Raw genomic sequence first — 24,502 nt, forward strand, 5'->3', positions numbered from 1 at the left:
CGCGTCATGAAGGTCATCGGACTCGACCTGATCGCCAACGCGCCGGGGGGAGACGGGCGACCCGCCCCCTCCCCCCGGGAGCGGCTGGCCGAGGTGGTGGCGAACGCCCGCCTGTTCGAGGAGCTGGGCTTCGACGGGTTCGCCGTCGGGGAGCGGCATCACGCGCCGTTCCTCTCCAGCTCGCCGACCGTTCTGCTCGGGCACCTGGCGGCCGTGACCTCGCGCATCCGGCTGTTCACCGGCGTCACCCTGCTCTCGGTGCTCGACCCGGTGAGGGTGGCCGAGGACTACGCCACGATCGACCACCTCTCCGGCGGCCGGCTCGAGCTGATCATCGGGAAGGGCAACGGCCCCGAGCAGGCCGAGCTGTTCGGCATCGAGCGCACCGAGGCGTGGGACACCCTGCGGGAGAACTACACGCTGCTCCGGCAGCTCTGGTCCTCCCGTTCGGTAGACTGGGACCCACCGGCCGGCGCGCCGGGGATCCGGCACTCTCCGTTGCGCGGGGCTGACGTGCAACCCCGGCCGCTGCAGTCGCGGATCCGCGTCTGGCACGGTTCGGCGACCTCGCCGGCGTCGGTGGAGCTGGCCGCCCGGCACGGCGACCCGATCTTCTCCGCGAACGCGATGAATCCCCTCGAGCAGTACGCCGCGCTGGTCCGCCGCTACCGCGAGACGTGGGCCGAGACCGGGCGCGACCCGGCGGACGCGACGGTGGGCGCCGGCCACGTCCTGCACGTGGCCCGCACCTCCCAGCAAGCCCGCGAGGAGTACCGGCCCGCCTACGAGGCGTTCGTCGCCGCCGTGTCGAAGGCCGACCACTCGCTGCCCGGCACCCGCACCGACTACGCCGACTACGACGACTATGTGGCGCGTTCGTCCGCGCTGATCGGCAGCCCGCAGGAGGCGCTCGACAAGCTCGCCCGATACCACGAGGCGTTCGGGCACACCACGATCTCCATCGGCGGCCACCCCGGTCAGCTTTCGCGGACGGCGTGGGCGGACAGTCTGGAGCTCTTCCGCTCGGACGTGCGCCCGGTCGCGGACGGGTTCATCGGCGACCCGGCCTGGCCCGCGTCCGTCGCCGAGGCGCCCGCTCTGGCCGAGGCGGTGCCCGCGTGACCCGGCTCACCCGCCTGCACTTCCTCACGCCGGGAAACTATCCCGACGACGACCCGGCACGCGGCCTGGAGAACACCCTCCGGCTGATCGAGGCGGGGGAGCGGCTGGGCTACGACGGCGCCTGGGTGCGGCAGCGCCACCTCGAGCACGGGATCTCCTCCGCCGCCGTGTTCCTCGGCGCCGCGACGCAGCGGACGTCGACGATCGAACTCGGCACCGCGGTCATCCCGATCGGCTACGAGAGCCCGTTCCGGCTGGGCGAGGACCTCGCGACCGCCGACGTGCTCTCGGGAGGCCGCTTGGCCATCGGGCTGAGCGCGGGCACACCGCCGCACGCCGACCTCATCGGCGATCGGGTGTTCGACGGCGACTGGCGCGGGTACGACCTCTCCTACGGCCGCATCGAGCGCCTGCTGGCGGACCTCTCCGGCGAGTTCATCGGCGACGAGGACACCGTCATCCATTCGCCGGGGAACGTGCAGCGCCCCCGGCTGCAGCCGCACAGCCCGGGCCTCGACCGGCGGGTCTGGTACGGCGGGGGCAGCAGCGCGTCCATCCGCTGGGCGGCGACGCACGGGCTGCACCTGCTGACCGGGAACGTGATCTCGGGCGAGGGCACGGACGACTTCGTGGAGGCCCAGCGCGCGCTGATCGCCCTGCACCGATCGCTCACCACCCGGCCGGACGACCTCCGGGTGGCGTTCGGGCGGGTGCTCCTTCCCACCGACAGTGCCGACCGGGCGACCCGGCAGAAGTACCGCGAGTACGCGCGCGAGCGCGATGCGCGGGTGGGTGTCGCGCACGGTCCCCGGCGGACGCTTTTCGCCGCCGACCTGGTCGGGCCGGCAGAGGAGATCGCTGAACGGCTGGCTGAGGACGCCGCGTTCGCGGACGTGTCCGAGCTGCGCCTGGAGCTGCCGTACGAGTTCGAGGAGCCGGACTACGAGCAGGTGCTGAACGACACGATCGAACTCATCGCACCGCGATTCGGTTACGTGCCCGGAGCCGGGCGTGCCGCGGAGGCGGAGATTCAGACGGTCGCGTAGAGCGTCGCGAGTTCCCGCCCGAGGAACCGCGCGATGGCTCGCGGACCGGAGGCGGGGGCCGCGGCCTCCACGACCGCGTTGTAGTTCGTGTTCGTGTTCACGTCGTAGGTGACCGCGCGTCCGTCGACGGTCTCGATGAACTCGATCCCGGCGACCTCGATCCCGTGGCGGCGGGTGAAGTCGACGTACTGCGCGACCAGCGGATGGTCGAAGCCCTCGCGCAGCCGGAACAGCTGCTGATCCGGCTCCGGTGCGATCGTGGCGCCCGGCGGGGTGAGCAGCGCTCCGGTGTCGGGGTCGATGGCGCAGGCGTCGGCCGGGCAGAGCTGATACCCGCCGCGGGCGGTGTCGGCGGCGACCGCGTAGACGAGCTCGTGGTCGACGATCTCCACGCGCGTGATCGTCGGTTCGGCGGCGACCAGAAGCTCCTGGAGCAGCATGATGCCGTCCTCCGGCTCGTCCAGCTCGCCGGCCTCGACGGCACGAGCGAGCTCGTCGGCCGAGTCGAACCGGCGCACGCTGATGCCCTTGCCGCCCTGGTTGTGCTTGATCACGAACGGAGTCGGGAAGTCCTGTGCGGCCGCGGGGAGGTTGTGCGTGCCGATCACCGCGACAGTGCGCGGCGTGTCGATCCCCGCCGCTCGCAGCGCGGTGAGCTGGGCGACCTTGCTCATCTCCAGCTCGATCACGCTGCGGCCGTTCACCGTCCGCCGTCCGTGCGACTCCAGCCAGGACAGCACGCTGCGGGCGTAGTCCTTCGACCGGGCGTGGCCGCGGGTGTGCGAGGACGCGCTGATCCGCGACCAGAACACGCCCTCCGGGGGCGCGGCGTCGAGGTCGAGCACGCCGTCGACGAGCAGCCACTCGACGAGGGGGACGCCCTCGGCTTCGAACGCGTCCCGGAACGGGCCGAACCAGTCCGGGTTCTCATGGATCGCGTAGACGGCGGGAGCAGTGGTCACGAGAAGTACCCTTCCACATCGAGGCGGCCGCCGGCGGCGGCGAAGTCGGCTGCGGCGGCCTCGCGGAGCGCCGGGTCGGTCAGGAAGTCGAGCGCGGTCAGGGCGAGCCCGTGCGCGGCATCGACGGCGGCGCGGTCGCCCGCCGCGGAGGAGGCGTACCGGGCGAACTCCTCGGTGTGCAACGCGACCTCGGGCGGGCTCACCGCGATGACCGGGTGGATGCCGGGGACGCGGACGCTGACATTGCCGAAGTCGGTGGACGCCGCGAGCTCGCTCGGGACGACGTCCCTGGTGAGCACCCGCCGCCCCACCTGCTCCTGGTGCACGGCCCAGCGCTCGGTGAGCGGCCGGTTGAACCGGGTCGGCAGCGTGTACGGCTGCGGGTCCCACTCGAGCCGGACGCCGGTTCCGGTGGCGAGCGCGACCCCCTCGGAGATCTCCCGGAGCCGGGTGCTCAGCTCCCGGAGGGTCGCGGCCTCGTGGGAGCGGAGGTAGTACTCCAGCGTGGCGCTCGCCGGGACGATGCTCGGCCGGTCGCCGCCGTGCAGCACGATGCCGTGCACCCGGTCGCCGGGTGGCAGGTGCTGACGCAGTTGCGCGACCGCCTGGTAGTGCAGGGTCGCCGCGTCCAGTGCGTTGCGGCCCATGAACGGTGTGGCGGAGGCGTGGGCGGCGACGCCGGCGTAGTGGACGCGGAGGATCCGGCGGCCGATGAAGGGATGGTCGGCGGCGTCGTAGCCGAACGGGTGGGCCATGATCGCCGCGTCGAGCCCGTCGAACGCGCCCGCCCGCGCCAGGAGCTCCTTGCCGCTGTTGCCCTCCTCGGCCGGGGTGCCGAGGAGCACGATCCGTCCGTCGAGCCGGTCGGCGACCGAGGCGACGGCGAGGAAGGCGCCGACGGCGCTCGCCGCGATGATGTTGTGACCGCAGCCGTGGCCGATGCCCGGGAGGGCGTCGTACTCCGCGAGGATGGCGATGGCCGGGCCGTCGGGACGTCCGGCCTGCGCGAGGACGGCGGTCGGCTGGCCGAAGACGCCCACCGCGGCGTCCCACCCTTCGGCCCGGACGGCGCCGGCGATCGCGGCCGCCGAGTGGTGCTCCCGGAACGCCTCCTCCGGCGTGCCGAAGATCCGCCGGGACAGGGCGGCGATCGCGGCGGACCGCTCCTGGACGGCCGAAGCCACCGCCGAGGCGAGCTCAGGAGCCGCACCACGGTGGGGCGAGGTCAGCGCCTCGGCTCGGGCTGCCCGTTCGGCGGTGCGGTCGCGGAGCGCGTCGAGGTAGCTGCTGCTCGGCTCCGTCGGCCGGGAGAGGTCGCGCAGCTCAGTCACGCCGTTCCCGCGCATCCCATTCCCGCGCGATCGACTCGAAGCTCGCCGCCCGGTCCTCGGGGTCGTGGGTGATCGTGGTCAGCACCAGTTCGTCCGCCCCGGTTGCCCGCTGCAGCGTCGTCAGCCGCTCGACGACCTCGGCCGGCGTGCCGACGAACTGCGTGCGCACCCGGTCGTCGACGAGTCTGCGCTCGGCGTCGGTCCAGTCCAGCTCGGCGGCCTCGGCGGCCGTCGGGTACGGGATCGCTCCGAGTCCGCTGCGGATGCTGCGCACCCACGCCGGGTACCCGGACGCCAGCTCGGCGGCGCGGGCGCTCGTCGGAGCGGCGACGACGTCGGCGGAGACGATCACGTGCGGCTTCCCGAGCCGTTCCGATGGAACGAAGCTGCGCCGGTACTCCTGGATCGACACGAGGACCCCGGAGGGCGCGCTGTGATAGTTGGCGGCGAACGGGAGCCCGAGCCGCCCGGCGAGCCGCGCGGTGAGGGTGCCGCTGCCGAACAGCCGCAGCTCCGGGGCGACGCCGGCCGGACTGGTGCCGAGGCCGACGCGCTCGTCACCGGATCCCACTCCGTCCGCGAGGAGCGCGACGATCGTCTCGACCTGATCGGCGAAGTCGGCGCCGCCTTGCCCGCGGACGAGCAGGCGTGCGAGGGTCTTGAACTTCGGCGCATCGAACACCCGCTCGAAGCGGAAGGGCTCCGGGATGAGGAGCCCTTCCGGCGTCACGGACTCCGGCGCGTCGATCGGACCGCTCGGGCCCCCGCTCGCCAGCCCGGACCGCCCGACGCCCAGGTCGATCCGGCCCGGGAAGGCGGTCGCGAGGAGGGCGTACTCCTCGGCGATGGTGGCCTCGGTGTCCTGCGGGCTGAGCTGGACGGCGCCCGAGCCGAGGCGGATACGGTCGGTGACCGCGCCCGCAAGCGCGATGAGCACGGCGGGCGACGAGCCGATGACACCCGGGTTGAAGTGGTGTTCGGCGAACCAGTACCGGTGGTAGCCGGCGGCCTCCGCCCGGCGCACGATGTCGAGGGTCGCCGCGACGGCCTGCGCCGGGGTGGCCCCACTCGGCACGGGGACGAGATCGAGGATGCCGAGCGGGATGCGCGTCACGACGCAAGCTCCGCCCGCGCGAGGGCGCCCTCCCGGACCCACGGGCGGTCGCCGAGTCCGAGGTTCTCGCGCAGCGTCGGGTGCTCGTACGACGTCCGCAGCACCCCGCGTTCCTGCAGCAGCGGCACCACCTTGTCGACGAACTCGTCGATCCCGTGCGGGACGACCGAGCCCGAGAGCACGTAGCCGTCCGCCGCACCGGTCTGGGCGGCGTCGTCCAGCCGCTCGGCGATCTGCGAGGGCGTGCCGATGAACTCGTGGCGGGTCGTCTTCGCCACGACGAGCTCGCGGATGCTCCAGTCGCGCTCCACGGCCTCCGCGTGCCAGGCGTGAGCGGCGGCGAGAGGGTCGTCCACCCGGCGCGCCTGACCGTGGGTCAGCTGGTCGCCGAGCGAGTCCGGCGGAGTGGGCACCGGGCCCTCGGGGTCGTGCGCCGACAGGTCGACTCCCCAGATCTGCTCGAGGAGGTGGATCGCCGTCTGCGGGGTGACCTGCGTGAACTGGGTCTCCCTGGCGCGCGCCTCGGCCTCCGCGGGTGTGTCGCCGAGCACGATGCTCACGGCCGGAATGACGAGGATCCCGTCCGGGTCACGGCCGGCCGCCAGCGCCCGGGCGCGGATGTCGCTGCGGAACGCGCGTCCCGCCTCCGGCTCGCCGTGCCGGCTGAAGACGACGTCCGCCGTGGTGACCGCGAAGTCACGGCCGTCGCCCGAGTCGCCCGCCTGCACCAGCACCGGGTGGCCCTGCGGCCCGGGCGCAACCGGGAACCAGCCTTCGGTGTCGAAGAACTCGCCGTCGAACCGGTAGTGCTGCGGTCCGTCGGCGTCCCAGCTGTCCCAGAGCGCACGTGAGAGCTCGACGAACTCGGCCGCCCGGCGGTACCGGTCCGGGTAGTCGAGGTAGCCGCCGCGGCGGAAGTTCGCGCCGGTGAACGCGTCGGAGGACGTGACGATGTTCCAGCCGGCGCGGCCACCGGAGAGGTGATCGAGCGACGCGATCCGGCGGGCGAGGTCGTACGGCTCGTTGAAGGTCGCGCTCGCCGTCCCCACCAGGCCGATGTGCTCGGTCACGGCCGCGACCGCGGCGAGAACCGAAAAGTTGTCGGGGCGTCCGGCGACATCGAGCTCATGCAGGCGCCCCTTGTGCTCGCGCACCCGGAGTCCCTCGGCGAGGAAGAAGTAGTCGAAGAACCCGCGCTCCGCGGTGCGGGCGACGTGCTCGAAGGTGGAGAAGTCGATCTGGCTCCCGGCGCCTGGCGCGCCCCAGACGGTCCAGTGGTTGACGCCAGGGACTCCGGCGGCGAGACGGAGGCGGCGCTTTGCTGGCTGTGACATGGTCATCCTGCTTTCAGGCGGCGTAACGGTTTCAGGCGGCGTAACGGTTGAGAGGGCGGCCGAGGTCGAGCCGGTCGCGGAGCGTGCCGTTCCGGGGTGTGGATGGGAGGAGGCCTCGGCGGCCGAGCTCGGGTACCAGCTGCTCGCCGATGGCGGGCAGATCCAGGTGGACGGACGCCGGTCGCAGCCGCACGCCTTCGATGCCGTCGGCCCGCAACGCCTCGATCCGATCCGCGAGCTCGGAGGCGGTGGCCGCGACGATGGCGGCGTCGCTGCGGTACTCCTCGCCGTGGAGGGCGTCCCACGCCTCCAGGCGGGCGCGAGCGTCGGCGGCCGACGGCCCGAGCGCGACGACGAGGTCCGCGACGATCCGCAGCGGCTCCGGCTCGGTCCTGTCCGCCGCCTCGATGGCACGCACGGTCTCGACGATGCGCGCGGCGTCGGCGTCCTCGATCGGGGTGACGAAGACGACATCGGCGGTCCGCGCCGCCAGGCGATAGGGGATCTCCGCGTGCGCCAGAGCCGTCACCACCGGTTGTCCTTGCGGCGGCCGGGGCGTGATGGACGGGCCGGCCACGCTGAAGGCGCTGCCGGTGAAGTGGACGTGATGCAGCTTGTCCCGGTCGAGGAACCGGCCGGTCGCCGTATCGCGGATGACCGCGTCGTCCTCCCAGCTGTCCCAGAGCTGTCGCACCACGGTGACGAACTCCGCCGCTTCGTCGAAGACGCGCGCCAGCCGTTCCTGTCCCTCCGGCGTCGAGAGCAGTTCGGGGCCGAACGCGAGGGCGTCGCGCCTGCCGAAGTTCGCAGTCTCCCCGGGCCGGGTCGCCTGGACCTTCCAGCCCGCACGGCCTTCGCTCGTGTAGTCGAGCGTGGCCAGCTGCGTCGAGGCGTGGAACGGCTCCGTCTCCAGCACGCTCGTCGTCGGGACCAGCCCGATCCGCTCGGTCCGCCGTGCGACGAAGTTCGCGATCTGGACCGCGTCCAGCCGGCCGTGCAGGCGACCGGGCCGCTCGGGCGACGGGACGCTCAGCGCATCTTCGAAGGTGACGAAGTCGGCCCCTGCCGCCTCCGCGCGCCGGACCTGCTCGACCCAGTACGGCGCCTGGAACACGGTCGACTGCTCGATTCCCGCGTCGCGCCACGCGGCGGGGTGCCAGCCGGCCCCGTCCAGCGCGACCGCGAGGATGAGGTTCTCGCTCATGGTCTCTCCCTCCCCACCTGGGTGGTTCTCGTCTCGTGCGGGGCAGACTCGCAGAGCCCGGCGGCTGCGCAGAAGCGTGCGCGTCACGAACCGTCAACTCCGCAACGCGGCGTAACCGGGACTTGCCCGCGGCGGCCGGAGCAGGTGGATTCGTCTCATGACCGACAACCGTGAACCCGCCCTCATCTCCGCCACCGACGCCGCCGAGCGCGTCGCCGGGGGAGCCCGCCTCATCGACGTGCGCAGCGAGAAGGGCCGCTCGGCGGCCGGCGCGCTTCCCGGCGCCGACATCGTCGACCGCGAACAGCTGGAGGCGGCGTTCGCGGGCGCAGCCAAGGATCAGCCCGTCGTGGTGGTGTGCGGCTCCGTGAACGGTTCGGGGCCGGTGGCGGAATGGCTGGTCGGCAACGGTTTCATCGATGTCGCCCACGTCGACGGCGGTTTCCCGGCCTGGAAGGACAGCGGCCTCCCGGTGGGCGAGCCGACGGCGACGCCGGAGGACTGACCGCCTCCCGCAATCGGCGTGGCTCCGCGTCAGGCGTCGCGGAGGATGCGCTCGGTCACCCACGCGCAGAAAGCCAGAGCGTCGACGGGCACCCGTTCGTCGACCGCATGGAAGTGCCCGAACGCGTCGAAGTCGGCGTCCGTGCGCAACGGTGTGAATCCGTACCCGGCGATGCCGGCCGACGCCAGGTGCTTGTTGTCGGTGCTCGCCGGCATCAGGTAGGGCACGACGACGCCCTGCTCGTCCTCTGCGGCGATGGCCACCGCCATCACGTCCAGCAGCGGGCCGGACGACGGCGCCTCGATGGGATGGACCCACCGATCCCATTCGATGTCGATTCCCGGTTCGAGCAGCGCCTCCACCTCGCGACGGAGGGCGTCCTCCTGTCCGGGCAGCACTCGCACGTCGAACTCCGCGCGGGCCTCCCCCGGAATCACATTGGACTTGTAGCCGCCCTGGATGATCGTCGGCGAGACCGTGTTGCGCAGCGCCGCCGCGACCAGCGGGCCGGCCGTCCCGAGCAAATCCGGATGCTGGTCGATGGTGCTGAGGTCGACGCGCTCGCCGAGCAGTGCCGTCGCGCGTTCGGCGAACGCCTCGACCGCTGGTGTCGGGATGACCGGGAAGGTGTGCGATCCGATCGCGTCGACCGCCCGCGCGATCCGGGTGACGGCGTTGTCCGCGGTCGGGCGGGAGCCGTGCCCGGCCGTGCCCCGGGCCGTCAGCACCAGCCTGCCGATGCCCTTCTCGGCCGTGGCGACGAGGTACGCGCGCTGCGCGCCGAGCGGCACGGAGAAGCCGCCGACCTCGCTGATCGCCTCCGTGACGCCGTCGAACCAGTGCGGCCGGTGCCGGAGCAGCCAGCGCACGCCGAACACGCCGCCGGCCTCCTCGTCGGCGAAGAACGCGAAGACCAGGTCGCGGCGGGGACGCGTCCGCGAACGCGCGAAGTGGCGTGCGATCGCGACGAGCACCCCCGCGAACCCTTTCATGTCGAGCGCGCCGCGCCCGTAGAGGAAGCCGTCGTGGAGCTCGCCGCCGAACGGCGGGTGCGTCCAGTCGTCGGCGGCGGCGGGAACGACGTCGAGGTGCGCGTGCACGAGCAGCGCTCCCCGGTCGGGATCGCTGCCGCGCAGCCGGGCGAGAAGGTTGCCGCGGCCGGGGGCGGATTCGGCGTACTCGGTCTCGTACCCGACCTCCTCGAGCAGCGACTGCAGATACCGAGCGGCTCGGGCCTCACCGTCTCCGATCGTCCTCGGGTCGCCCGTGTTGACGGTCGGGATCCGGATCAGCTCCTGCGCGAACCGCAGCGTCTCGTCCTGGAGCGTGGAGAGGTCGGGGAGCGTGGAGGTCATGTCCACCATGCTGGTTCGCTCCCCGTCGCGGCGGAAGCGTCGATGACGATTGCTTACCGTTCAGCGGAAGCTCAGGACGTAAGCCGGCGTAACGCGACCGTGCGCCGGTCGCGAGGGTGGAACACGATGAAGCTCAGCTCAACGACCCAGGGCTCAACGACCAACGACCCAGGGCTCAACCACACCGGGAGGACACCGTGACCGAGACGCAGATCCTGCGCGACGAGCGCACCGACGAGGGACACGAGGCGCGCCGTTTCCCGGTGGGGCTCACCCCCGACGAGTTCAAGCTCGCCTTCCGCAACCACGCGGCGGGCGTCGCGGTCATCACCGCGGACGCCGGTGACGGACCCGTCGGCCTCACTGCGACGAGCGTGTTCTCGGTCAGCGCCGAGCCGCCGCTGCTGGTGTTCTCGATCTCGGCGCAGTCCTCCAGCGCGCCGACGATCCTGAAGGCCGAGCATGTCGTGGTGCACCTGCTGGCCGACGAGCAGCTCGACCTCGCGCAGCTGTGCGCGACGAGCGGAATCGACCGGTTCGCCGACACGAGCATCTGGACTCGGCTGATCACCGGCGAGCCGTACTTCCCCGCCGCCCATTCCTGGATCCGCGGCCGCGTCGTGGACACGATGAGCGCGGGCAAGTCCACGATCGTCGCCGTCCACGCGTTGCAGGCGCAGGTCCCCGAGGTCGAGGCCGCGCCGCTGGTCTACCACAATCGCACCTGGCATCGACTCGGCGAGGCGTCTCGCCTAGAGGCGTGACGTCCGCGGTTCAGAGCGCGAGCACTCCGGAGCCGGTGATCAGGCCGGTCCCGCTGATCGTCACGCGTCCATCGTCGACCAGCACGGTGATCCCGCTCGGCCGGCCGAGGGACCGGCCCTGCTCGATGACGATCGGCGCGCCCGCCGCAGCGTCGCCGTCGCGGACCAGCCGTGCGGCCAGCGGTCCGGCTGCCGTCCCGGTGGCCGCGTCCTCGGCGATTCCGACCGTGGGGTTGAAGAAACGCGCGTACGCCAGGGCGGCGCTGCCGGACGGCACGGCGGTCGTGTACACGTAGCAGCCTTCGGCTCCGGCGCTGGCGAGCACCGTTTTCAGGGCAGACGGATCCGGCAGCACCGCGTCCACCGCCTCTGCGGACACCAGCGGGACGAGGAGGTGGGCGGCGCCTGTGGATCCGACCTCGGGAACGCCCGCGACCGCGTCCTCGGCCACGCCGAGCGCCGAAGCCAACGGCACGTGATCGGTCAGCCGCCCGGCGAACTCGGCCGCCGACTGATCCATCGACACCCGGGCTCTGCCGTCGCAGTCCCAGCTCACCCGCACGGACAGAAGCTCGCCCCCGATCTGCTGGGCGAACGCTTCGCCCGCCCCGAGCCGTCCCGACCCGGCGAGCCACAGCCAGGCCCCCATCGCGTTGTGCCCCGCGCCGAACACCTCCACGCCGTCCGGGGTGAAGGACCGCAGCCGGACCTCCGCGCCGGGCTCGGTCGGCTCGACCAGGAACGTCGTCTCCGACTGGTTGAACTCGCGGGCGATCGCGCGCATCGTCGCCTCATCGAGGGCGTCGGCGTCCGGAACGAGGGACAGCGGGTTGCCGGTCAGCGGCCGGTCGGCGAACACATCGACCCAGAAGAACGGGACATCCATGGGACGATCCTCCACCTCGTCCCCGGTTCGCGGCGTAACCCGGAGACACGGGCCGGCCGAACTCGCGGTCAACTCAGCGCCAGCAACCCGAATCCCATCGCGGCGACGCCGAGCGCGAGCCAGACGACGTAGTCGCCGACGTGACCCGAGTGCGCTCGCCGCAGCACGTGGGCGGGCGCGCGGAGGACGGCGTCCACCGCCCGGCGGACCGGGGTGCGCACGCCGAACAGCTCGAACGCCGCCACGCCGACGGCGAGGAGGACGGTGAGTCCTGCGAGCGCGAGCGCCATCGGCGACCAGACCTCGACGGCGGGAGGCGCGCTCGCGGCGTACCCCGCTCGTCCGGCGAGCGCGGTCGCCGCGTATCCGGTGCTGTCCAGGAAGCGTCCGGCGGCCACCGCGGCCGCAGCCGGGAGGCCCGGCAGGAGGCCGAGCACCAGGGCGCCGCCCACGAGCACGGCGGGTGGCGCCAGCATGCTCGGCGGCGTGCGGTCGCTGTCGATGCGCACCTCGATCAGCTCCGTGTCCCCGCTCATCCCCTCGGCCTCGATGCCCTCGGGGACGGCGCCCATCGCGAGGAAGACGCGTCCGCCCGCACGCAGCACGGCGGCTCCCGTGAGCGCGGAGGTCAGCAGGAGCGCGACCGGCACCCAGCCGAGCCTGGCCTGGTCGGCCGCGCTGTCCGCCATCGACTTGCCGACCGCGGTGGCGAAGGGCGGGAGCCCGGCCAGCGCGAGGGCGGCGAGCCCGTAGAGGATCCCCACGAAGCGGAGCGGCCGGGCCCGGCCGTGCAGGGTGATCTCGTCCACGCTGCCGTAGCGGTTCAGCAGGATGCCCGCGAGCAGGAAGAGCGCGCCCTTCACCGCCGCGTGCCCGAGCAGGTAGACGATCAGCGCGCCGCCCGCGTCCCGGCCTCCGACCCCGAGGATCAGGAAGAACATCCCGACGTGCGCGATGGTCGAGAACGCGAGCAGCCGCTTGAGGTGGCGCTGCAGGAGGCACATCACCGCGCCGACCGCGGCGGTGAGCGCCCCGAGCGCGAGGAGGAACGGCTGCACGGCCGCGCCGAGCGGGGCGGCGAAGGCCACCGCCAGCACGCGCGCGACCCCGTACAGACCGAGCTCGACCATGACGCCGGAGAACAGCACGCACACCGGGGTCGGCGCGACGGCGTGGGCGTCGTCGAGCCAGAAGTGGAACGGGACGACAGCCGCCTTGACGAGGAAGCCGGTGCAGATGAGCACGAAGCCGAGGACGACGAGCGGGCCGTGCTGGTGCGCGAGCGTGCGGGCGAGCTCGGCGAGGTTGAGCTGTCCGGTGTGCGCGTAGATCGTGCCGACGCCGATCAGCGACACGTAGGCGGCCAGCGAGTTGACGATCCCGAAGTTGATCGCGCCTTGCACCGCCGACGGGTCCTCGATCTTCATCCCGGCCAGCGCGTACGCGGCCACGCTCATCAGCTCGAAGAAGACGAACATGGTGAAGATGTCGCCGGCGAGGACGAACCCCGTCATCCCGCCGAGGAAGAACAGCAGGAGACCGTGGAACTGCGTGCGGGAGCCCTCGAAGTACCGCCACGAGAAGACGACGGCCGCGATCACGAGGGCGGCGGCGAGCACGGCGAGCCCGGCGGCGACCTGGTCGCAGACCAGCGCGATGCCGACGCTGACACCGCGCAGCGGAGTCCAGCCGCCCACCCACTCCGCGATGCGCGCGCGGCCGCTGCCCGCGAGCAGCACGGCGTCCAGGACGAGCGCCGCGCCCGCGCCCGCCAGCGACAGCAGCTCGATGAGCCGCCACGGCAGCCAGCGGCCGACGGCCAGCACGACGCAGCCGAACGCGATCGGCACGACGATGAGCAGCGGCAGCGCGCTCGCCAGAGCGGAGGTCGTCACCGCGTCAGCCTTCGAGGTTCGAGAGCTCGTCGGGCGCGACGGTGCGGCGGCGTTTGGCGATCTGGACGACGAGCGCGAGCAGCATCGACGTCACGGCGGCCGAGACCACCACGTCCGTGAGCGTCAGCGCTTGGACGACCGGGTCGACCACCGGGGTGTGCCGGCCGACGCCGGAGCCGAAGATCGGCGCGAGCCCGCCGTACTGGTAGCCGGCTGCGATCAGGAACACGTAGGTGCCCGACTGCGCCACCGACAGGCACACCACGGTGTGCACGAGGTCGCGGCTGCGGGCGATGCCGACGATCCCGAGCAGCACGATCGCGCCGGCGACGAGGTAGGGGAAGATGCTCACGCGGCGGCTCCTCGGTCGGTGGCGTCGTCGGACGGCGCCGGGTCCTTCTCTCGGATCACGAGCGCCTGGTCGAGGAAGTGCGCCAGGAGCAGGATGACGCTGCTGACGACCGCCATCCCGACCGCCACGCTCAGCAGCGGCACGGTGCCGGACGAGACCAGGTCGGCCATGGTCCCCTGCGGGATGATGTTCGCGAGGAACGATCCGCCGAGCGCGAGCCCCGCGAGCCCGATCGCGGCGTAGAGCAGGAGGCCCGCCGACTCCACCGGCGGGAACAGGTCGAGCGGCCGGAAGCGCTCCAGCAGCGGGAACCGGCCGCCGACGTAGAGCAGGTGGAGGCCGGTCGCGAGCACCACGCCTCCCTGGAAGCCGCCGCCCGGGGTCACCGCGCCGTGGGTGACGACGTCCACCCCGATCAGCAGCGTGAGCGGCAGGAAGACGTAGACGAGCACGCGCGTCGAGTCCAGAAGCCGGCCGCGGTCGTCCGGCTTCACGCGCTCCTCCTCGTGCCCGGCGCGCAGCAGCACCGCGACGCCGGCGATCGAGGCGACCAGGATGCTCTCCTCGCCGAAGGTGTCGAAGCCGCGCTGGTCGAAGTTGATCGAGGAGACGACGTTCGCGGTGGAGTGCGCGTACGCCGCGGTCACGGCCAGGTCGCGGTACGGGTGCCAGGAGCCGCCGAACGGCGGAAGCTGCAGCCAGGCCAGGACGAAGAACGCGGCCATGCCGATCACGCCGACGCAGAGCAGGGCCATCCGCACGCGCCGGGTCATCGGCCGTCCCGCTTCCCGCGCTTGGATTGCGCCACCTTCCGCACCGCCAGCAGCACCATGAGCGGCGTCACCGCGGTGCCGACCGCGAGCTGGCTGAGGGCGACGTCGGGCGCCTGGAGGACCATGAAGAAGACGGTGAGCAGGAGGCCGTAGACGCCGAGCACGACGGCCTGCCGCGCCGGGTCGTCCGTGAACACCACGACGGCGGCGCCCCCCAGTACGGCGAGGAGCGCGATGACGATGAGGACCGTCATTCGGGCGACCTCCCGACCTCGATGCCGGCGTCCGCCGCGAGGGCGCGGGCGACCGCGGCGGTGAGCACCGGGCTGCCCCCGGCCACCACGACGGCGATCGCGACGATGGTCGCGGTCCCGAGGGTCCAGCCGGTGGGGAGCGCGGCGCCGAGGCAGAACAGCGGAACCGCGATGGTGGTGATCGGCGCAAGGAAGTGCAGCCGGGTCAGCGGGCGACGCGCGACCAGTGCGCCGACGGCGCAGAACACCACGATGGCGAGCGCGAGGAGCACGAGCACCCAGGTGAGCACGGCGATCATGAGCGCCGCCCCTGCGGCCCGTCGCCGTCGCCGTCCGCGGCCTGCGCGTCCGCGATCCGCTGGCTGCGTTGCCGGATCAGCCGCGTGAACACGAGGGTCCCCGTCGTCAGGAGCACGGCCAGCGTCAGCGGCACGATCAGATACGAGGTCTGGCCGTCGCCGACGGAGACCGCCACCAGGATCATCACGGTGGTGACCCCGGCGAGCTGGAGGCCGACCAGCCGCCCGACGGCCTCGCCGCGCGCCGCCAGCACGAGCCCGACCAGCGGCCCCGCCACGATGAGGACGCCGATCGCGACCTCCCAGACCAGGCTCACGACGACACCCGCTCGTCGAGCGACGGGGGACCGCCCACCAGCCGGTGCAGCAGGAAGGCCCCGTCGTCGCGGGCGTCGATGACGCAGGAGCCGGGCGTGGCCGAGACGGCGATGATCGCTGCGGCGCGGTGTCCGACCGCCTCCGGAGCGTCGCCGGCCGGGACGTGCCGGCGCTCTATAGCGTCCGCCTCGACCGGGTCGCGCGCGCCCCGCGCGATCCACGCGAACAGCCGCCCGAGGTCCGCCGCGGCGGCGACCGGCACGAGCAGCGCCCAGCGCAGCCACGCCGCGGACGGCCGGAACCGCAGCCCCATCGCGCGCCGGGCGACGACGGCGAAGACGCTCAGCACCACGGACGTGCACACCGCGACGATCGTCTCCGCCAGGGTGATGGCGGACACGGTCGCCATCCAGAACACCATCCCGGCCACGAACCAGCACGCGGCCTCGATGAACGCTCTCATGAAACCTCCGTCCCGCCGGGGCGACCCCCGACGGCGACGCCTCGACCGGCGATGACAGTACGCGCGCCCGCACGGCGGCGGAAGGCGCTCGCAGACGGGGGCGGACGCGCCTACCGTGGAGGTGAGCGCGCCCGCCGATGCTGCCGCGTGTGCGGCCGTGCTCAGGGCGTCGGCATGCCGCCCGTGACCGTGAGCGTCTCCCCGACGACGTAGCTGGACTCCGGGGAGGCCAGGAACACGTACGCCGGGGCCAGCTCGGCGGGCTGTCCCGGCCGGCCGAGCGGCGTCTGCGAGCCGAAGTCCGGGAGCTTCTCGGGAGGCTGTCCGGCGCTGACCTGCAACGGCGTCCAGATCGGTCCCGGCGCGACGGCGTTCACCCGGATGCCCTTCGGCGCGAGCTGCTGGCCGAGCGCCTTGGTGAAGGTGTTGATCGCGGCCTTCGTCGTGGCGTAGTCCACCAGTAGTTCGCTGGGCAGGTACGCCTGCACGGAGGTCGTGTTGATGATCGTGGAGCCGGCCGCCAGATGGGGCAGCGCCGACTTGGTGAGCCAGAACATCGCGTACACGTTCGTCTTCATCGTCAGGTCGAACTGGTCGTCCGGCAGCTCGGTCAGGTCGGGGCAGAAGACCTGCTTTCCGGCGTTGTTGACGAGGATGTCGATCCCGCCGAACTCGTCCACCGCGCGCTGGACGACCCGGTCGCAGAACGCCCGGTCGGTCAGGTCGCCTGGGATCGTCAGCGCGGTCCGCCCAGCGCCGCGGATCTGCTCCGCGATGGCCTGGGCGTCGACCTCCTCCTCGGGCTGATAGACGATCGCCACGTCCGCGCCTTCGCGGGCGAACGCGATGGCGACGGCCGCGCCGATCCCGGAGTCCCCTCCGGTGACGATCGCCTTCCGGGCGGTGAGCCGGCCGGTCCCGACGTAGCTGGCCTCGCCGTGGTCGGCGGGCGGCTCGAGCTCGCTGTCGCGTCCCGGCTCCGGGACCTGCGCCTCCGGCGGGTGGATGTGCGGGTAGCGGTCCACGGGATTGTCGAATTCGTACTGGCTCTCGGGCATGTCTCCTCTTCCGCTCCGGCCGCCTCCCGGTACAGGGCGGCCTTTGGTTCGATCCGCCCCGGACGCTACGCGGCGAATCGCCGCACCGGACCCGGTTGCCCAGCCGGGAGCCCGCGCGTACCGTGCGGGCGACGGCCGCAGCACGGCGTCACGGATCCGCTTCGCGCGCAAGGGGTTGAACCGCGCGGATCGCGGCCGACTGTAGCCTGCATGGAGAAGACTGCGGCGTGCATGGAGAAGACCCGCACTCACCCGCGGGCGCGGCGCGAGGAGCGTACGCCGGGGCCGGTCGGCGCATGATGCCCGCTCCGACGACGGCCACCGGACTCGACGCCTACCTCGACGCGGCGGCGCGCTGCGGTGGCGCGGTCGCGCCGCTGCTGGAGGTCCTGCGGGCGACGCCGCCAGCCCGGCTGCTGCCGCTGCCGGGGTCGGGGCGGACGGCGGAGCGCTTCCGCGGGCTCGCCCGGATCGCCGCGGTGGACGTGACCGCGGCGCGCGTGATCGAACCGCACCTCGACGCGGTGGCGATCCTCGCGGAGGCGGACGCCCCGGAGCCCGGGCAGGGCACGACGTGGGGCGTGTTCGCCGCGGAGGCGCCGGACGCCGTGCTGCTCGCCTGCCCGGAGCAGGACCGCTGGGCGCTCCGCGGCCGCAAGCCGTGGTGCTCGCTGGCGGGCCGGCTCACCAGCGCGCTCGTGACCGCTGCGACCCCGGACGGCGGGCGCCGGATGTTCGCCGTCTCGCTGGGCGCGCCCGGCGTGACGGCTGAACCGGCGCGGTGGGTCGCGCGCGGTCTCAGCGAGGTCGTCAGCGGACCGGTCGACTTCGACCGTACGCCCGCGCGCCCCGTCGGCGGCGACGGCTGGTACCTCGACCGCCCGGGCTTCCGCTGGGGTGCGATCGGGGTCGCCGCCTGCTGGTGGGGCGGCTGCCTCCCGGTCGTGGACGCGCTGATCGCACGCACCCGGAAGCGTCCGGACGACGCCATCCCGGCCGCGCGGACCGGAGAGCTCTACCGCCGCCTCGACGCCGGCCGGCTGGCCCTGGAGGACGCGGCGGCACGGATCGACGAGGACCGAGTCGCCGACGCGGCGGTCCTCGCTCACGCCGTGCGCGGCACCATCGCGGACGCGGTCGTCGCGACCCTCGACGCCGCCCGCGAGGTGCTCGGCCCGGCCGCGCTCGCCTTCGACGAGGACCTCGCCCGCCGCTGCGCCGACCTCGAGCTCTACGTCTCCCAGTACCACCGCGGGCGCGACGACGCCTCGCTGGCGGGCCACCTGGCGGGAGGGCTGCTCGGATGGTGACCTTCGACCCGCTCGTCGCGGCGACCCCGGCCGCCGTGTGGGAGGACCCCCTGCTCTGGGCGTCCGTGCCGTCGCGCACCCGGGAGTGGCTCGCGGGCTTCACCCGGATCGTCGTCTTCTCCGCGCATCCCGACGACGAGACGCTCGGCGTCGGCGGCCTCCTCGTCCTGGCCGGCGAGCTCGGGATCGACGTCTCGGTGATCGTGGCGACGAGCGAACGCGACGAGCGCCTCGTCGAGTTGACCGCCGCCCTGTCCCGGCTCGGGTCCACCACCGACCTGACCGTGCTCGGCCTCACGGACGGCGCCCTCAAGAACGAGGCGAGCCTCCTCCGCGACGGAGTGGACCTGGCGCTCGCGTCCCGCCGCGGCGACACGACTCTGGTACTCGCACCGTGGCCGGGCGACCGGCACGGCGACCACCGAACGCTCGGCCGTGAGGTCGCCGCCGCATGCGCGGTCCACGGCGACCGCCTCCTGCTGTACCCGATCTGGCTGTGGCAGTGGGGCTCGCCGGAGGATCTGCCGTGGGGCCGGGCCAGCGAGGTGGAGCTGACCGCGTCGGCCCGCGAACGCAAGCGCGCCGCCCTCTCCGCCTTCACCAGTCAGCTGCACACCGCGGCGAATCCGGACGGCGTGCTCACCCGGGAGTTCGTCGAGCGCGCCGTGCACGGCAGGGAGGTGCTGTTCGAACCGGAGGAGAGTGCGATCGGCGACCACTTCGAGGCGCTCCACCGGGTGAGCGCCGACCCGTGGGCGGTGCGGACGCGCTGGTACGAGCGCAGGAAGCGGGAGCTCACCTGCGCCGTGCTCCCGAAGGAGAGGTACGCTCGCGGGTTCGAGATCGGCTGCTCCAACGGGGAGATGTCGGCCCTCCTGGCCGCACGCTGCGAGACGCTGCTCAGCGTCGACGGCGCGCCGACCGCGGTGGCGCTCGCGACCGAGCGGACCCGGGCGGCCGCCAACGTCACGGTGAAGCGGATGCACGTTCCCGAGGAGTGGCCGGACGGGTCCTTCGACCTCGTCGTCGTCTCCGAGGTCGCCTATTACCTGGCGCCCGATCAGTGGGCGGTCGCCATCGACCGCATCCTCGGGTCGCTCGCCGACGGCGGTCAGGTGGTGCTCTGCCACTGGACGGGGCACGCCGACGACTTCGCCCAGTCGGGCTGGGACGCTCACGCCGCCTTCGCGAACCGCAGCGGGCTCCGCGTGCTCGTGCAGCACCACGACGAGGACTTCCTCCTGGAGGTCTTCGGGTGACGGTCGACCACGTCCTCATCGCTGTGCCCGCCCGCGACGAGGAGTCGACGCTCGCGGACTGCCTGCGCTCCATCGAGATCGCCCGCGGCGCGATCGCCGTCCCGTCCTCGGTCGTCGTGGTGCTGGACTCCTGCACCGACGGCTCGGCGGATGTGGCGCGGGGCTTCGCGGACGTCCTCGCGATCGAGCGAGACCACGGCAATGTCGGCCGCAGCAGGCACGACGCCGTCCTCGTCGGACTGAGAGGGGCGGGCGTGACGCCGTCTCGTACCTGGATCGCCTTCACCGACGCGGACAGCTCGGTGCCGCGCACCTGGCTGCGCGAGCACCTCCGGGCGGCCCGGGGCAGCGACGCGTACGTCGGCGCCGTCGTCCCGCAGCTGGGAGAGCTGGACGAGGCGCGCCGGCGGGCCTGGGAGCGCAGTCACCCGCCCGGCGCGACGCTCGGTCACGTGCACGGTGCCAACCTCGGCGTCCGCGCCGACGCGTACCTCCGGGTCGGCGGGTTCCTGCCGCTCTTCGTCGGCGAGGACGTGGACCTCGTCTCCCGGCTTCGCGCCGCCCGCTGCGCCGTCGCGGAGAGCGAGCGCCATCCGGTGACCACCTCGGGGCGGCTCGTCGGCCGCGCTTCCGCCGGGTATGCGGACTACTTGCGCGGTCTCACGCCCTGATCGGCCCGCGCTACCCCCGAAACCCCATGAGTCAAGGGGACTCCCTGGCGGACCGCACCCGTCTACTGATGAGGGAAACCTCGCGGCGACCCCACCGATATGCCGCGTGGATTCAGAACCTGGGGAGGCATTGACCCATGGATGAAAAGACGAAAACCGCTGGCCTCTTGCTGGGCGGCTATCTGCTCGGCCGGACGAAGAACTTGAAACTGGCGTTGTTGATCGCCGGTGTCGTGGCCGGCAGGAAACTGGCGCCCGCGCTTCTCGCGAAGGGCAGAGAGCTGCTCGAATCGTCCCCGGAGGCGATGAAGCTGGTCGAGCAGGTCACCGGCAAGATGATCGGCGCGGTCAAGGAGGCCGGCGTCGCAGGCGCCGCCAAAGGCATCTCCGCTCTGACCGACCGGATCCAGACCAGAACGGACCGCCTGAACGGCGTCGACGAGGAGTCCGACCAGGACGAGCCCGACGAGGAGGAGCCCGAGGAGGACGAGGACGAGCGCGACCAGGAGCCCGTCGACGAGGAGGAGTCCGAGGAGGACGAGCCCGAGGAGGACGAGCCCCAGGACGAGGCGGACGAGGCGGACCAGGAGGACGAGGACGAGCCGGCCGACGAGGCGGACTCGGATGACCAGGAGGAGCCGGAGGAGGCGCCGAAGAAGTCGTCCACCCGCTCGCGGAGCACATCGCAGAGCGCATCCCGGAGCGGGTCGCAGAACCCGTCCCGGAGCTCGTCCGGGAGCTCGTCCGGGAACGCCTCGACGACGAAGAAGCCGGCTCAGCGCTCCGGGACGCAGCGTTCCGGCAGCCAGCGGTCGACCTCGTCGACCAAGTCGGCCGGCTCCTCGTCGTCGTCCAAGCCCGCGCCGCGGCGGAGCAGCTCTTCGACGTCGTCGAACAGCGGCTCCCAGCGCAGCCGATCCAGCAGATCGTCCAAGTGAGGAGCCCACGACATGGCTGACAAAGCCCCCCAGTCGTTGGCGGACAGACTGCCGCTCAGCGAGCTGATGGACAGCACGGTCCGCTACGGGAAGTCGCTCCTCGGGAGCGGCCTCCGCAAGGCCTCCGAGAAGGTCGAGGACATGACAGGCAAACTGGGCGACTTCGCCAGCGGCGAGTCGTCGACCGTGGCCGGCAAGGCCACCAAGGCCGGTGTCGAGGCGGCCGCCAAGGGCGAGAACCCCGCCAAGGCGGCCGTCGGCGGTGCGGTCTCCGGCGTCAAGGACAAGATCAAGGACGCGTTCACCGGCGGTGGCGGGTCCGGGAGCAAGAACCAGAAGCTGGTGAACATCGTCGAGGAGATCGACGTCGGCGTTCCGATCACGGTCGCCTACAACCAGTGGACCGAGTTCAACGACTGGTCCGACTTCATGAAGAAGGTCGAGAACTCCGACCACGACGACAAGGACGAGCGGAAGGTCCACTTCAAGGGACAGGTCTTCCTCTCGCACCGCACGTGGGACGCGACGATCAAGGAGATGGTGCCGGACGATCGCATCGTCTGGAAGTCCACGGGGCAGAAGGGCCATCTCGACGGCGCCGTGACGTTCCACCCGCTCGCTCCCCGGCTGACCAGGATCATCGCGGTCGTGGAGTACTACCCGCAAGGGCTCTTCGAGAAGACCGCGCAGATCTGGCGCGCGGTCGGACGGCGTGTGCGCGTCGAGCTGAAGCGCTACGTGCGGCACGTGATGACGACCACGATGCTCGACCCGGACAGCGTCGAAGGCTGGCGCGGCGAGATCCGCGACGAGGAGATCGTCCGCACGCACGACGAGGTCGTGGAGCAGGAGCAGGCCGAGCGCGAGGACCAGGGTTCCGACGAGGACCAGGGTTCCGACGAGGACCAGGGTTCCGACGAGGACCAGGGTGCCGACGAGGACCAGGGCTCCGACGAGTACGACGACGAGCCCTCGGACGAGGAGGAGCCCGCCGACGACGAGGAGGAGCCCGCCGACGACGAGTACGAGGAAGGCGACGGCGACGAGCCGGCGGACGACGAGTACGACGGCGACGAGTACGAGGAGGAGCCCGACTCCGAGGAGGAGGAGCCCGCCGACGAGGACGAGGAGCCCGCCGACGAGGCGGACGAGCCCGCCGACGACGAGGGCGAACAGCCCGACGAGGAAGACGAGCCTCTCGACGAGGACGAAGAGTACGACGACGCCGACGAGCGCGAGCCGGCGAGAAGGTAGGTGAGAGCGATGAGCATGACGACGCAATCCCGTGGTGGCTATCTCGAGCGCCCCCAGTCGAGTTCCCTGGCGGACGTGATCGAGGTGATCCTCGACAAGGGCCTGGTGATCGACGCGTACGTGCGGGTCTCGCTGGTCGGGATCGAGGTGCTGACCATCGACGCTCGGATCGTGATCGCGAGTGTCGACACGTATCTGCGGTTCGCCGAGGCGACGAACCGGCTCGACTTGACCAAGCAGGGCGGGAAGGATCTGCCCGGTCTGATCGAGGGGATGTCCGAGAGCGGAGCCAGAGGCAAGACCAGCGGAGCGATCTCCGGCGTCAAGAACGCGCTCACGGGCAACAAGGACGACGACGACCGCAACGGCGACGATGACGACGACAAGAGTGGCGAGCGCCGGCCCGCCCGTCGCCGGACGGCGAGCCGCAGCGAATGACCGTCACCGTGGCCGACCAGTATGTCTACGGCATCGTCCGTGCCGGGACGCCGGCTCCCACTCTCCCGGGGGTCGACGGTGAAGCGGTCGGCCTCCTGACCTCCGGCGAGGTGGCGGTGCTCGTCACCCCCGTCGCGGTCCCCGGCGAGCTGGCGACGCCGGAGAACCTTCTGGCGCACAGCCGGATCCTGGACCAGGTGGCGGCGGAGCACGCCGTGCTCCCGATGGCGTTCGGAACGGTCGTCCCGGACCCGGACGCCATCCTGAACGACGTCCTGCCGCGCATGCACGACGAGTACCTCGCCGGGTTGCAGCGGATCGAGGGCGCCGCCCAGTTCACCGTGAGCGCGCGCTACGTCGAGGACGCGGTGCTCGCCGAGGTGATCGACGAGGATCCGGACATCGCGCGCCTGCGCGAGGCGACCAAAGGCCGCAGCGAGGACGAGGCGCACTACGAGCTGATCGAGCTGGGGCGCCTGGTCTCCGACGCCCTGGCGCGCAAGGCCGCCGTGGACGCGCGCGCCATCGCCGAGCGTCTGACGCCGGTGACGCGCGAATCGCTGGTGCGCGACTCGAGCCGGTCGGAGGACGTGGTCGAGTTCGTCGCGCTGGTCGATCGCGAGGCGCAGCCCGGGTTCGAGCGCGCGGTCGAGAGTCTGGCGGCCGAGAGCGCGGGCAGGATCCTCTTCCGCCTGCTGGGTCCGCAGGCGCCCTACGACTTCGTGGGGGAGGTGTGAGCGGATGGCCTCGTTGCTCAGTCTGCTCGGCCTGCCGCTGGCGCCGATCCGGGGGACCACCTGGATCGCGGAACGCGTGCTGGAGGAGGCCGAGCGGCAGTACTACGACCCTGGCGCGATCCGCCGGCAGCTCGAAGAGGTCGGTGACGCGCGAGACGCCGGGAGGATCTCCGAGGAGGACGCGCGCGCGATCGAGCGGGAGCTCGTCGCCAGGCTGATCGAATCCACGAGGCGTCCGCGCCGGGAGAACTAGCGGGAGAACGAGCCCGGGAGAACCAGCCGGAAGGACAGGACATGGCTGACGAAGACCAGCCCACGACCACGCAGCGGAGGCGCCGCGCATCCAGCGCCTCCGGTGCCGGCACGCGCGCGAAGAGCCCGCAGCGCTCGCGCGCGTCGAAGGAGCGGCCCACCGACGACGGCCACAGCCGCGACAGCGACGAGGGCCGCGACCGTGACGAGGACCGCGACCGTGACGAGGACCGCGACCGTGACGAGGCCCGCGACCGAGACGAGACCGGTGACAGTGACGAGGGCCGTGACCGTGACGCGGGCCGCGACAGTGAGGGCCGCAACCGTGACGAGAGCGGTGACCCTGACGAGAGCGGTGACCCTGACGAGAGCGGTGACAGTGACGAGGGCGGTGACAGTGACGAGAGCGACGACGGTGACGACGGCCGCGACCGTAGCGAGGGCCGCGACAGTGACGAGAGCCGTGACCGTGGACGGCGTCGCGACAGTGAGAAGAGCCGGGACGACGGCCGGAGCCGGGGCCGCGACAACGGGCACGACCGCGAAGCCGGGCACGACCACGATCACGGCCCCGGCCACGATCACGGCCACAAGCGCGACCACGATCG

28 protein-coding genes are annotated in these 24,502 nt (G+C 72.4%); 12 read left to right on the forward strand and 16 right to left on the reverse strand.

The window, feature by feature from the left end; all coding sequences use genetic code 11:
* Nucleotides 1-6: 6 nt before the first annotated feature.
* Together HNR13_RS21265 and HNR13_RS02860 are read left to right on the forward strand one after the other, a co-directional pair.
* On the forward strand, nucleotides 7-1,122 hold the full coding sequence (locus HNR13_RS21265; protein ID WP_218881154.1) for an LLM class flavin-dependent oxidoreductase: 1,116 nt from the start codon (nucleotides 7-9) through the stop codon (nucleotides 1,120-1,122).
* Entirely contained in the window at nucleotides 1,119-2,168 is a 1,050-nt protein-coding gene (locus HNR13_RS02860) for an LLM class flavin-dependent oxidoreductase (RefSeq protein WP_343063424.1), read from the forward strand. The genes HNR13_RS21265 and HNR13_RS02860 overlap by 4 nt, the downstream gene beginning before the upstream one ends.
* Here the strand turns inward: HNR13_RS02860 and HNR13_RS02865 are convergent.
* From HNR13_RS02865 to HNR13_RS02885, 5 genes are read right to left on the reverse strand one after another with little or no spacing between them, the layout of a single operon-like run.
* Nucleotides 2,153-3,130 (reverse strand): ATP-grasp domain-containing protein, encoded by a 978-nt coding sequence (locus HNR13_RS02865; protein ID WP_179604355.1) that lies wholly within the window; start codon nucleotides 3,128-3,130, stop codon nucleotides 2,153-2,155. The genes HNR13_RS02860 and HNR13_RS02865 overlap by 16 nt on opposite strands.
* Nucleotides 3,127-4,461, reverse strand: a complete 1,335-nt coding sequence (locus HNR13_RS02870) for an amidohydrolase (RefSeq protein WP_343063425.1) — start codon at nucleotides 4,459-4,461, stop codon at nucleotides 3,127-3,129. The genes HNR13_RS02865 and HNR13_RS02870 overlap by 4 nt, the downstream gene beginning before the upstream one ends.
* Nucleotides 4,454-5,575 carry an LLM class flavin-dependent oxidoreductase gene (locus tag HNR13_RS02875; RefSeq protein ID WP_179604357.1) on the reverse strand — a complete coding sequence of 374 codons (1,122 nt, stop codon included), beginning with the start codon at nucleotides 5,573-5,575 and terminating at the stop codon, nucleotides 4,454-4,456. Before HNR13_RS02875 ends, HNR13_RS02870 begins: the two co-directional genes overlap by 8 nt.
* Nucleotides 5,572-6,909, reverse strand: a complete 1,338-nt coding sequence (locus tag HNR13_RS02880; protein ID WP_179604358.1) for an NtaA/DmoA family FMN-dependent monooxygenase — start codon at nucleotides 6,907-6,909, stop codon at nucleotides 5,572-5,574. The genes HNR13_RS02875 and HNR13_RS02880 overlap by 4 nt, the downstream gene beginning before the upstream one ends.
* A 31-nt stretch (nucleotides 6,910-6,940) precedes the next feature.
* Entirely contained in the window at nucleotides 6,941-8,113 is a 1,173-nt protein-coding gene (locus HNR13_RS02885) for an LLM class flavin-dependent oxidoreductase (RefSeq protein WP_179604359.1), read from the reverse strand.
* Nucleotides 8,114-8,270: 157 nt separating this feature from the next.
* On the opposite strand from HNR13_RS02885, the gene HNR13_RS02890 reads away from it, so the two are divergent.
* The gene (locus HNR13_RS02890; RefSeq protein WP_179604360.1) at nucleotides 8,271-8,618 is read left to right on the forward strand and encodes a rhodanese-like domain-containing protein; all 348 of its coding nucleotides are present in this window, start codon (nucleotides 8,271-8,273) and stop codon (nucleotides 8,616-8,618) included.
* A gap of 29 nt (nucleotides 8,619-8,647) precedes the next feature.
* Here HNR13_RS02890 and HNR13_RS02895 read toward each other — a convergent pair whose 3' ends face one another.
* Complete coding sequence (locus HNR13_RS02895; protein ID WP_179604361.1) at nucleotides 8,648-9,973, reverse strand: M20/M25/M40 family metallo-hydrolase; 1,326 nt, start codon at nucleotides 9,971-9,973, stop codon at nucleotides 8,648-8,650.
* Nucleotides 9,974-10,170: 197 nt separating this feature from the next.
* Here HNR13_RS02895 and HNR13_RS02900 point away from each other — a divergent pair, with 197 nt between their 5' ends.
* On the forward strand, nucleotides 10,171-10,737 hold the full coding sequence (locus HNR13_RS02900; RefSeq protein WP_382312239.1) for a flavin reductase family protein: 567 nt from the start codon (nucleotides 10,171-10,173) through the stop codon (nucleotides 10,735-10,737).
* Between the two features lie 10 nt (nucleotides 10,738-10,747).
* On the opposite strand, the gene HNR13_RS02905 is transcribed toward HNR13_RS02900, so the two are convergent.
* From HNR13_RS02905 to HNR13_RS02945, 9 genes are all read right to left on the reverse strand, one after another.
* Nucleotides 10,748-11,623 (reverse strand): PhzF family phenazine biosynthesis protein, encoded by an 876-nt coding sequence (locus HNR13_RS02905; protein WP_179604362.1) that lies wholly within the window; start codon nucleotides 11,621-11,623, stop codon nucleotides 10,748-10,750.
* A 68-nt stretch (nucleotides 11,624-11,691) separates the two neighbouring features.
* Nucleotides 11,692-13,518: a proton-conducting transporter transmembrane domain-containing protein gene (locus HNR13_RS02910; RefSeq protein WP_218881155.1), complete on the reverse strand. Its 1,827-nt coding sequence runs from the start codon at nucleotides 13,516-13,518 to the stop codon at nucleotides 11,692-11,694.
* A gap of 4 nt (nucleotides 13,519-13,522) precedes the next feature.
* The gene (locus tag HNR13_RS02915; protein ID WP_179604363.1) at nucleotides 13,523-13,870 is read right to left on the reverse strand and encodes an NADH-quinone oxidoreductase subunit K; all 348 of its coding nucleotides are present in this window, start codon (nucleotides 13,868-13,870) and stop codon (nucleotides 13,523-13,525) included.
* Nucleotides 13,867-14,643 carry an MnhB domain-containing protein gene (locus HNR13_RS02920; RefSeq protein WP_179604364.1) on the reverse strand — a complete coding sequence of 259 codons (777 nt, stop codon included), beginning with the start codon at nucleotides 14,641-14,643 and terminating at the stop codon, nucleotides 13,867-13,869. The genes HNR13_RS02915 and HNR13_RS02920 overlap by 4 nt, the downstream gene beginning before the upstream one ends.
* Nucleotides 14,640-14,897, reverse strand: coding sequence for a Na(+)/H(+) antiporter subunit B (locus tag HNR13_RS02925; protein ID WP_179604365.1), 258 nt, complete (start codon nucleotides 14,895-14,897; stop codon nucleotides 14,640-14,642). Before HNR13_RS02925 ends, HNR13_RS02920 begins: the two co-directional genes overlap by 4 nt.
* Complete coding sequence (locus tag HNR13_RS02930) at nucleotides 14,894-15,196, reverse strand: monovalent cation/H(+) antiporter subunit G (RefSeq protein WP_179604366.1); 303 nt, start codon at nucleotides 15,194-15,196, stop codon at nucleotides 14,894-14,896. The genes HNR13_RS02925 and HNR13_RS02930 overlap by 4 nt, the downstream gene beginning before the upstream one ends.
* Nucleotides 15,193-15,513, reverse strand: a complete 321-nt coding sequence (locus HNR13_RS02935; RefSeq protein ID WP_218881156.1) for a monovalent cation/H+ antiporter complex subunit F — start codon at nucleotides 15,511-15,513, stop codon at nucleotides 15,193-15,195. Before HNR13_RS02935 ends, HNR13_RS02930 begins: the two co-directional genes overlap by 4 nt.
* Nucleotides 15,510-15,977: a hypothetical protein gene (locus tag HNR13_RS02940; RefSeq protein ID WP_179604367.1), complete on the reverse strand. Its 468-nt coding sequence runs from the start codon at nucleotides 15,975-15,977 to the stop codon at nucleotides 15,510-15,512. The genes HNR13_RS02935 and HNR13_RS02940 overlap by 4 nt, the downstream gene beginning before the upstream one ends.
* Before the next feature lie 161 nt (nucleotides 15,978-16,138).
* Nucleotides 16,139-17,035: an SDR family oxidoreductase gene (locus HNR13_RS02945; RefSeq protein ID WP_179604368.1), complete on the reverse strand. Its 897-nt coding sequence runs from the start codon at nucleotides 17,033-17,035 to the stop codon at nucleotides 16,139-16,141.
* Nucleotides 17,036-17,331: 296 nt separating this feature from the next.
* Here HNR13_RS02945 and HNR13_RS02950 point away from each other — a divergent pair, with 296 nt between their 5' ends.
* The 8 genes from HNR13_RS02950 to HNR13_RS02985 all read left to right on the forward strand — a co-directional run bounded on the left by HNR13_RS02950 (nucleotide 17,332) and on the right by HNR13_RS02985 (nucleotide 23,895).
* On the forward strand, nucleotides 17,332-18,345 hold the full coding sequence (locus HNR13_RS02950) for an acyl-CoA dehydrogenase family protein (protein ID WP_179604369.1): 1,014 nt from the start codon (nucleotides 17,332-17,334) through the stop codon (nucleotides 18,343-18,345).
* The gene (locus HNR13_RS02955; RefSeq protein WP_179604370.1) at nucleotides 18,339-19,604 is read left to right on the forward strand and encodes a bifunctional PIG-L family deacetylase/class I SAM-dependent methyltransferase; all 1,266 of its coding nucleotides are present in this window, start codon (nucleotides 18,339-18,341) and stop codon (nucleotides 19,602-19,604) included. The genes HNR13_RS02950 and HNR13_RS02955 overlap by 7 nt, the downstream gene beginning before the upstream one ends.
* Entirely contained in the window at nucleotides 19,601-20,275 is a 675-nt protein-coding gene (locus HNR13_RS02960; protein ID WP_179604371.1) for a glycosyltransferase, read from the forward strand. The genes HNR13_RS02955 and HNR13_RS02960 overlap by 4 nt, the downstream gene beginning before the upstream one ends.
* A gap of 137 nt (nucleotides 20,276-20,412) precedes the next feature.
* Nucleotides 20,413-21,213 (forward strand): hypothetical protein, encoded by an 801-nt coding sequence (locus HNR13_RS02965; protein ID WP_179604372.1) that lies wholly within the window; start codon nucleotides 20,413-20,415, stop codon nucleotides 21,211-21,213.
* 12 nt (nucleotides 21,214-21,225) lie between these two features.
* A complete protein-coding gene (locus HNR13_RS02970) occupies nucleotides 21,226-22,467 on the forward strand; it encodes an SRPBCC family protein (protein ID WP_179604373.1) in 1,242 nt (413 codons plus the stop codon).
* A 9-nt stretch (nucleotides 22,468-22,476) separates the two neighbouring features.
* Nucleotides 22,477-22,905, forward strand: coding sequence for a gas vesicle protein GvpJ (gene gvpJ, locus HNR13_RS02975; protein WP_179604374.1), 429 nt, complete (start codon nucleotides 22,477-22,479; stop codon nucleotides 22,903-22,905).
* The gene (locus HNR13_RS02980; protein WP_179604375.1) at nucleotides 22,902-23,642 is read left to right on the forward strand and encodes a GvpL/GvpF family gas vesicle protein; all 741 of its coding nucleotides are present in this window, start codon (nucleotides 22,902-22,904) and stop codon (nucleotides 23,640-23,642) included. The genes gvpJ and HNR13_RS02980 overlap by 4 nt, the downstream gene beginning before the upstream one ends.
* Nucleotides 23,643-23,646: 4 nt before the next feature.
* Entirely contained in the window at nucleotides 23,647-23,895 is a 249-nt protein-coding gene (locus HNR13_RS02985) for a gas vesicle protein GvpG (protein WP_179604376.1), read from the forward strand.
* On the opposite strand, the gene HNR13_RS21425 is transcribed toward HNR13_RS02985, so the two are convergent.
* A complete protein-coding gene (locus HNR13_RS21425) occupies nucleotides 23,892-24,497 on the reverse strand; it encodes a hypothetical protein (RefSeq protein ID WP_246312703.1) in 606 nt (201 codons plus the stop codon). The genes HNR13_RS02985 and HNR13_RS21425 overlap by 4 nt on opposite strands.
* Nucleotides 24,498-24,502 lie beyond the last annotated feature (5 nt).

Source organism: Leifsonia shinshuensis (genome assembly GCF_013410375.1).
Classification (GTDB): domain Bacteria; phylum Actinomycetota; class Actinomycetes; order Actinomycetales; family Microbacteriaceae; genus Leifsonia; species Leifsonia shinshuensis.